The sequence below is a fragment of the Massilia frigida genome (assembly GCF_011682175.1).
Taxonomy (GTDB): Bacteria; Pseudomonadota; Gammaproteobacteria; order Burkholderiales; family Burkholderiaceae_D; genus Telluria_A; species Telluria_A frigida.
In genome coordinates, this window is the sequence record NZ_WHJG01000107.1 from 1 (window position 1) to 2,015 (window position 2,015).

Annotated in this window: 2 protein-coding genes and 1 rRNA gene; 1 reads left to right on the plus strand and 2 read right to left on the minus strand. The window is 54.1% G+C overall.

The window, feature by feature from the left end:
• Positions 1-3 precede the first annotated feature (3 nt).
• Positions 4-116, plus strand: a 5S ribosomal RNA gene (gene rrf / locus F2P44_RS34130).
• Between the two features lie 111 nt (positions 117-227).
• On the opposite strand, the gene F2P44_RS34135 is transcribed toward rrf, so the two are convergent.
• Together F2P44_RS34135 and F2P44_RS34140 are read right to left on the minus strand one after the other, a co-directional pair.
• Entirely contained in the window at positions 228-569 is a 342-nt protein-coding gene (locus F2P44_RS34135; RefSeq protein ID WP_167094505.1) for a hypothetical protein, read from the minus strand.
• A 247-nt stretch (positions 570-816) separates the two neighbouring features.
• Positions 817-1,377 carry a diguanylate cyclase domain-containing protein gene (locus F2P44_RS34140; RefSeq protein ID WP_187363521.1) on the minus strand — a complete coding sequence of 187 codons (561 nt, stop codon included), beginning with the start codon at positions 1,375-1,377 and terminating at the stop codon, positions 817-819.
• Between the last annotated feature and the right edge of the window lie 638 nt (positions 1,378-2,015).

Below are 2,015 nucleotides of genomic sequence, written 5' to 3' on the forward strand. Positions count from 1 at the left end.
ATGCCTGATGACCATAGTAAATCGGTACCACCCCTTCCCATCCCGAACAGGACCGTGAAACGATTTTACGCCGATGATAGTGCTGCAACCAGTGTGAAAGTAGGTTATCGTCAGGCTAGTTATAAGAAGAAAACCCCGCAGAGATGTGGGGTTTTTTTTCGTCCGCAGATTTGTTTGTGTGTTTTCTTCCCCCTGTAATGTCAAATCACCGGGGCAATCGCACACTGTTATTTCACGACAGTCAGCTGCTTTACAATTTCCAGACGATCATCTTCACCTGGGCCTGGTACGCGGCCGCGGTTACGTTCGATCTTGTACTCCAGTACCACTTTACTGCCCTTGAATTTCTTCTTCAGAAAATAGCCCTGGTTCGGGTCATCGCTTTCGCCGACGACTTGCTCGCATTCTTTCTTCACGCACCAGGCGGTGACTTCCGTGCCATTCGCGGCACGCACCGTCACAAATGACGAGTCGCCGCCGCCGGCGCCAATCAATGTTCCAGAAATGGTTGTTGCAAGCGCTACCTGAGGCAGGGCCAGGACCACAGCGAAGAGATAGTGTCGTTTCATTGATTCCTTCTTGCTAAAAATGGGGATGTGGCCGGATCTCCCAGCGGTACGGCGCCGCGCAATTCGCCGGCGCTGGTTGGTGGTGCTTGGCCGGCGGGCTATCGACATGCCGGGATCGCTCGGTATCAACCCTCGCATTATCGCATCATCATGTTGACGAAATAAGGAAGGCGCCGACCCGGCCTCGACCGAAAAGCGATGGAGAACTTGGTATCGCGACAATTTGGCTCGGAGCGGACGTCGTGGCTCACGCGGCCCGCACGCAGTTCCTGCCATGCGATTTGGCCTGGCAAAGGGCACTGTCGGCGTGCTTGATCGCGTCGCCACTGACTTCCCCAGGTTGAAGGGCGGTCACCCCGAATGAGGCGGTAACCCGAAGGCCGTGCAGGCCTGGCCGGCCAGTTCGCGGGTTTCCAGTTTCATTCACCTTTTGCGACATGTAGTCGTTCAAGGTCGACATGCCAAGCTCGAAATTGCGAAGAACCAGCCGTGCAGTATGATCGCCCCGGCCTTCGTACGACATATCGAAGCTGATGGAGTCGAACTCCGACAGATCGACGCCGACTTCATTTTTGCTTAGCGTAAAAAGAAAGCGGCAGTATGGCCATTGGAATGTCAGGCGCAGATCGCAATCCATCGTCAGCGCATCGGGCCGTCGCGTGAGCCTTGCGACACTACCGCCTTGTTGCAGGCGGTCATCCACAAGCTCAACCGGCCGCCCACTGGCGGCGGAAAACTCCATGACCCTTTCCATCCCGAAGTGTTGCCAGACGAGCAGTGTGGCAGTGAACACGATCAGTCCGATCACAAGCGTTTCCATGCGGGGGGGGGGCGCGAGAAGGAGATGTCATGGTGAAGAGGCAGTGTGCTGTATCGTCGTCGGGGCGGATCAAACACCCCGTGTGTCATTACAGGGTAACGATCGGTAATTTCTGTGGCACAACGCATACCGCTATTGTGCGCAGGTTTTACTCACACATTGACCAGAATTCCTTCGATCATGAGCGCTGCGGCGTGGCCGGGGCTGGACCTGCGGCCTGCGGCCAAAACAATGTCGATAACGACACTGGGCGGTATCGCCGCTGACAGGTCATGAGTCAAAGTAAATGCGACAGGCGCCTTGTCAAACTCAAGAGCCTTTGCTATAGTTCGCCTCCCCGCTGATTCAGTAGCGAAATCAAGTAGTTGCAGAGCAGATCAGGGGCGTTTCGAAAGAAGCGAAGTAACAAAAAGAGGTTGACGAGAAACGCGAAACGCTGCATAATCTCACCTCTCTGCTGCAACGAACACAACGCTTCGTAGCAAACGGCAGAAGTAGCACAGAATAAGTTCTTTAACAATTAACAGTCGATAAGTGTGGGCGTTTGATGAAGGTGCCAACAGAGCGCAAGCGATGTTGAATACTTAAATTATCAAATGTTCACGAAAAAAGAAACACGGCGCATC